Below are 6,707 nucleotides of genomic sequence, written 5' to 3' on the forward strand. Positions count from 1 at the left end.
GTGATGTTGGTTGTGTCGTATTGCATATGATCTATATTTCTTATTGTTATTTATCCCAGTACCTTTCTGATAATAACTGCATTGGCACCCATCGCAACAGAATAGTTTCCATATTCGGAAAACAGGATCTGTGGAATATTATAGTCAATCTCCAGGAATTCCCTGTTTCGTTGTTTGAACTCATCCATCAAGGGATTAACAATAAGATTCTGTCCAATGGCTATGTCACCCCCCAAAACGATCAGATCGGGATTAATGAACCCATTGATAAGCATTAGCTGATATGCCAGGAATTGTATAATGGTATCAACCATCTCCCGGGCAATGGGATCGCCTCTCCTTGTATAATTAAAAACATCTGACAACGGAATATGTTTCCCCGATCTGAGCCATTGTTTTAGTGGGCTGTCAGAATTAACCCTTTGCATCGCACGCTTCCCGGCATCCGTAAGGTCGGGCAGCGGATCAAATACTTCTCCTGCAGTACCGGCAGCTCCGGAATACAACATATTGTTGATGATAATACCCAGGCCTAAATAATCCGAAACCTGGTTATAGTTGACATACACGATATTCGGAGGGAGGGACTCATTATTCCGTGAATACCACTTAACTCCCAAGGCACCGGCATTGGCATCATTAATCAAATATACCGGAATATTGACCTTTTCCTCAATGACATCCTTTAACGGCAAATCCCTTAACCGAAGGTTGGAGGAATACTGAACAACGGCTTCCGTATTATCTATAAGCCCGGTAATGCCAATGCCAATCCCCAGTATGTTTTTGGTCTCCAGGGAATTTTTCTCTATAACTTCTTTTATGTTGTCCAGGATGGCTTCAGAGACGTGATCATTTTTCAGATAATTCTCATAGGGGACTTCCCGGCGGGCAACAATCTTTCCTGAAAAATCTGTCAGAACATACCTGATTTTATCCACCAAAACTTCCATACCCAAAACGTATGCAAAAGACCCACTGATCTTCCATAAAACCGGCCTTTTCCCTCCACGCTTTGTTGAATCACCTGTTCGGCTATATTCAATGAAACCTGAGTTATGGAGTCGACGAAGTATATACACCACAGTAGAAGGCTGAAGACCAGTCAATCTTGCTATCTGGGCACCCGAAAGCTCACCATAATCCCTGATTAGTTTTAAGGCCAGCTTATGCTTGTCTTCAGCTATTTGCAGTGACAACTCCGGCATGTTTATCTGGTATGTTTATTCAATGAATGAATAAACAAAAATAGAAAAAAACAAAATCGAAAAGCCAATTTTTTATACAAAATTTTATCTTTTTTAACATCGCATGTTAAAATCTCAGAAATTGATTATTCTTAAGATAAAAGCAAAAGGATGGTGAGAATTCAAATGAATATTATATTTTTGAGCAACCAACCGTTAAAATATACTGTATGAAGCTAAGAAACATTCCGCTCTGGGTCAAGATCATTTCAGGAATGGTTTTAGGGATACTTTGGGGATTAGCTGCCGTATACCTTGGACTTAAGGAATTCACCCTTGACTGGATCAAACCATTTGGAACCATCTTTCTGGATCTACTCAAACTCATAGCTGTTCCGCTCATCTTCGTTTCATTGGTTAAAGGGATCTCAAGTCTTACGGATATTTCCAGGTTATCCAGGATGGGACTGAAAACCATTGGTCTCTATCTGGTATCCACACTCATTGCCACAACATTGGGACTTGGTCTGGTTAACACCCTCGAACCGGGTGACACATTCCCAAAGGAAAAGCAGGAGGAGTTACAGCAGCGTTATGAATTAGATATTGAGGAAAAAGAGATCACGGCGGAGCAGGTACAAGAGCAGTCGCCCCTTCAGTTTCTTGTGGATATGGTACCGGAAAATATTGTGAATGCAGCCTCGAATAACCGCAATATGCTACAGATCATCTTTTTTGCCATTCTTTTTGCAATAGCGATGGTCTTAATTCCCGAAGAACGGATCAAAACCGTCAAAGACTTTTTTGACGGCATCAACGAAATCATTTTGAAGATCATTGACTTCATCATGAAATTTGCACCCTACGGAGTATTCGCCTTACTGGCAGCCCTCATCGTAGAATTTTCAGGAGACGCGGATTTATTCGTGGCACTGGCCAATTATGCCGGTACGGTTGTGATAGGACTTTTCTTTATTATACTGATAGTTTATCCCTTTTTTATACGGATTTTGGCTGGGATCAAATACAAAGACTTTTTCCGGGCCATCTTCCCGGCACAGATGTTTGCCTTCACCACCAGCAGCAGTGCTGCCACGCTACCTGTCACACTCCGCCAAACCCAAAATGAGCTGGGTGTTTCCAAAACCGTTGCAAATTTTGTCCTTCCTATTGGGGTAACGATCAATATGGACGGTACCTCATGTTATCAGGCCATTGCAGCAGTATTTATCGCACAGGTATTCGGGCTGGATCTTAATATAACCCAACAGGTAACCATTGTACTCACAGCCACCCTTTCTTCCATTGGCACGCCAGGGGTGCCCGGGGGGAGTATCATTATGCTGGTCATTGTGCTCTCCAGTGTAGGTCTGCCGGCAGCCGGCCTGGCGCTGATCCTTGGTATAGACAGACCCCTGGACATGTTGAGAACGGTTGTCAACATTACCGGTGACTCTACCATTTCAACCATTGTATCAAAGAGTGAAGGAGATTTGAATTATCCGGTGAAGAAGGAGCAGCCGGCTTAGGAAAAGAAATGATTGGATGATGGAGGGCATAGGGCTCAGGGCATAGGGCTCAGGGCATAGGGCTCAGGGCATAGAGCCTAGGGCATAGAGCTTAGGGCATAGAGCCTAGGGCAAAGAGCCTAGGGCATAGAGCGGGGAGAGGAAGGTTTCGGGTTTCGTGTCTAGGGTCTCGGGTTACTTTATAGCATCATTTTGTAGATGATATAGAGGTTATTGCAACTCAACGATTTTAATGATTGAATGCCTTCCCATAGCCAAAACGGGATTATATGAACTGAAAACCTCGGCTTATCTGTGAATGCAATTAATGACCACTTAGTGACCATCAATGACTCTTTTCCCTGCGCTCTATGCTCTGTACCCTCAGCCTCACAAACTCTCATTACTCATAACTCATAACAGATTACTCACTACTATATTTCAGTACCATCGCAACCCTGCTGGGCAAATAAACCTTTATATAGGGTGTATGGCTGTCTCCGTCTTTAAATTGTGTATGAAACTCCTGATGTGGCGATATCCTGGCAAATCCGCTATATTGTTTTCTGTCACTATCAAATATAAGCCTGTATATACCTTTCCTGTCCACAGGAATCATATAATCGGAAAAGGAGGCCGCAGGGTGAAAATTAAAAAGAAACAGCAAGCGGCCCCGGGTGAATGCCATCAGCTTATCGTGATTATGGAGATACACCGGTGAGGGAAAAGAATTTGCCAATTCATCTGTATTTAATCTCATCATGTCTCTGTCGAATGCTCCCAGATCATGATAGATCAGTTCTTCATTATTCCGCAGGCTCCATTGCCTGCGGCTGTATTTATACGACCAGTTATTGCCTTCCCTGGGAAAGTCTACCCATTCGGGGTGACCGAACTCATTGCCCATAAAATTAAGATATCCGCTGTCGGCTGTTCCAAAAGTAGCCAAACGTGCCATTTTATGAAGTGCGACTGCCCTGTCAATAGTTATACTCTGGCTGTTTTTATGCATGTGGGTGTACATATCCTTATCCGCCAACTCAAACATCAGTGTTTTACCGCCCACCAAAGCCTGGTCATGGCACTCCACATAACTCACCGTTCGCTCTTCCGGCCTTTTGTTGGTCAGTTCATGCCACAACTCATCCATACTCCAATCTTCATCCCGCATATCCTTCAGCATTTTAAACCAGTAATCACTAACCCCCATCGCCTGCCTGTCGTCAAAGCCTGCACCACCCTGATCAGTGGGATAAACCAGGCCGGGCATACCACTAATGTCTTCGGCTAAGGTTACCGCAGTGGGAGTTACTTCATGAATCACTTTATTGGCAAGAGAAAGATAGACGTAAGCATCCGTATCCACATACCGGTTAAAATAATCATCATAGGATCCGAAACTATAACCCACACCATGATGCAGATAAAGCATGCTGGTAATGCCATCGAAACGGAACCCGTCAACATTGAATTCGTCTAACCAGTAACGGCAATTGGATAGCAGAAAATGCAACACCTGAATCCTGCCATAGTCAAAACACCTGGAATCCCAGGCTTCATGATACCCCCGGTCACCAGTATGAAAATACTGATAATCGGTGCCGTCAAATTTTGACAATCCTTCTACTTCATTTTTTACTGAATGGGAATGAACCAGATCCATGATCACCGCCACATTATTCCTGTGGGCTTCATCAATAAGCCGTTTCAATTGTTGTGGCGTGCCAAACCTGGAGGAAGGAGCAAAAAAATTGGCCACATGATAACCAAAGGATCCATAATACGGATGCTCCTGGACGGCCATAAGCTGAATGGTATTGTAACCGGCATCGACGATACGGGGCAGCACATTTTCCCTAAATTCATCATAAGTGGCGATACGCTCTTCTTCTGACGACATGCCAATATGGGCCTCGTAGATCTTAAGAAAAGGATGCCGTATGTTTGTTCCGGGATATTGCCACTCATATTTGCTGGTCCATACCTGTGCATTAAATATCTTGGTATGCTCATCCTGCACAACTCTCCGGGCATAAGCGGGTATACGATCGCCTTCACCTCCATCCCAAAAGATCTTCAACCTGTAAAGATCCTGGTCATGCAACTGATCCTTGTCGATTCTCAATTCCCAGTCACCATTTTCATCCATGCGTTCCAGCCTAAATTCTTCCAGACACCCCCACCCGGAGAAATCACCGATCATATAGATCTTTTGTGCATTCGGAGCCCATTCCCGGAATACCCAACCATTCTCAACGGAATGCAACCCGTAATATTCATGGGCTGAGGCAAAATCCTTTAAAGAGATTTTATCACCCGTAAGTTTCTTCCCGGTATCGATTATCTTTTCTTTTCTTTTTTCTATCTCTCCAAGATAGGGTGTCAAATAGGGATCGTCGGTCAATCGGATATTTCTAGTCAAAGCACTATATTTTTGAAATTTATAATTTACTTCTACACTACAAGAGGCCTATGCAGCATCTGTTCATAAAGCCTGATATAATTTTTGGCAGTTTCTGAAAGGTTGAATCTTTCACTTCCCTCTTTCATTATCCTGGAAATTTGTTGCTCTTTCCTGTCAGCAGGCAGGGTGTAAAATTTCATAGCCTGATTAATGGCCCATTCCAGACCCGGACCATCAAAAACCTTGAACAGAAAGCCATTCCCCGTATTTTCATCACTGTTGAGATGTTCAACAGTATCATGCAATCCACCGGTATCGAATGCAATGGGCAAACTCCCAAAGATACTCCCTATCATTTGGGGCAATCCACAGGGTTCGAATTTAGATGGCATTAAAACAAAATCGCTGGCTGCATAAGCCAGATGAGAGAGTTCTTCATCAAAATCACAAACCGAAACCCTGTCATAGAAATTATGGAAGTGCACTATTTCTCTGAATACTTGCTGATCACTCCCATTTGCGACGAAAACGATCTGCAGATGGCTATCCCAGTGGGAAGCGATCACTTTGTAAAGTATATGAGCCAGAAGATCACATCCTTTTTGAACGGGATCAAGTCTTGACGGCCAAAACAATAAAGGAGCATTTTCATCCTCTATCAATCCCAGTTTTCTCTGCAACTCGAGTTTGTTCTTTTTTTTCCATTTCAAGGGTTCTTCCCAGCTATAATTGTAAATGACATTGGGATTGGTTTCGGGATCATAGATTTTATCCGGAGCATTGATTATTCCGAATGCACAACCCGTATCCATTTTATTGGATATCTCTCCGCGGATCTGCTCCGGTATAAAACCATGCTGTCCTTCGGTTATTTCTCTCAGAAAAGTCGGACTTACCGTATTGATGAAGTGGGATGCAAAAATCCCACTGGAAAGCAGATCCACAGGATTGTTTTCTCTGCTTTCTTCGTAACTGGCCGGGGGCCATTGAAAAAACAGGTGCTGCCAGAACTCGGCAGCATCAATCCCTCTGTCTTCTATCTGAGAAAGGAAATATTTTTGCGTATGAATATTGTGTATGGTGAACAAGCACGGGATCCCCCTGCGCCGGGCCATGGCAGGTATCAGACTGGTCATCCAGTCATTACAGTGAATCAGATCGGGTTTTACGGTAGGGATGATGTTGTTGATCACCTCCCGCTGAAAGGCAAGTGAAATATTGGCTGCTTCCGCACCATAACCGCTGTAAATGGAATCCCTGTAGTAAAATATTCTGTCCTCTGCAAGATGTATACGGGAATCAGGCAACTTTTCCTGGAATATCCTCAACTCCTCGCTGATAAACTGACCTATGTCGATATTAAACATCCGTCTGTAATGAGGAAGTGCCACATGAATATCCGCACCCAACTCATAGAGCTCAGAGACCAATGAGGCCGAGACATCAGCCATTCCCCCCGCCTTTGCAGCCAATACATTGGCCATATTACCCATACCTTTGGGTAAATAGGTTATTTCAGGGGTAATGATCAGGATTCTCGGATTTTTTTGGTTTTTCTTCTCCTTATATTTCTCTTTTACAGTTGTTTTGATATCTGATTTCATGGTA

General features: G+C 43.4%; 4 protein-coding genes. 1 reads left to right on the forward strand and 3 read right to left on the reverse strand.

What is annotated here, in order from left to right; all coding sequences use genetic code 11:
- Nucleotides 1-50 precede the first annotated feature (50 nt).
- Nucleotides 51-1,208: an ROK family transcriptional regulator gene (locus KGY70_14905; GenBank protein MBS3776483.1), complete on the reverse strand. Its 1,158-nt coding sequence runs from the start codon at nucleotides 1,206-1,208 to the stop codon at nucleotides 51-53.
- A gap of 209 nt (nucleotides 1,209-1,417) precedes the next feature.
- Between KGY70_14905 and KGY70_14910 the strand changes: the two genes are divergently transcribed.
- On the forward strand, nucleotides 1,418-2,716 hold the full coding sequence (locus tag KGY70_14910) for a dicarboxylate/amino acid:cation symporter (protein MBS3776484.1): 1,299 nt from the start codon (nucleotides 1,418-1,420) through the stop codon (nucleotides 2,714-2,716).
- A 403-nt stretch (nucleotides 2,717-3,119) separates the two neighbouring features.
- On the opposite strand, the gene KGY70_14915 is transcribed toward KGY70_14910, so the two are convergent.
- Together KGY70_14915 and KGY70_14920 are read right to left on the reverse strand one after the other, a co-directional pair.
- Complete coding sequence (locus KGY70_14915) at nucleotides 3,120-5,117, reverse strand: alpha amylase C-terminal domain-containing protein (protein ID MBS3776485.1); 1,998 nt, start codon at nucleotides 5,115-5,117, stop codon at nucleotides 3,120-3,122.
- 32 nt (nucleotides 5,118-5,149) lie between these two features.
- A partial coding sequence (locus tag KGY70_14920) for a glycogen/starch synthase (protein ID MBS3776486.1) occupies nucleotides 5,150-6,707 on the reverse strand: 1,558 nt, incomplete at its 5' end.

This window comes from Bacteroidales bacterium (assembly GCA_018334875.1).
Classification (GTDB): domain Bacteria; phylum Bacteroidota; class Bacteroidia; order Bacteroidales; family UBA12077; genus JAGXLC01.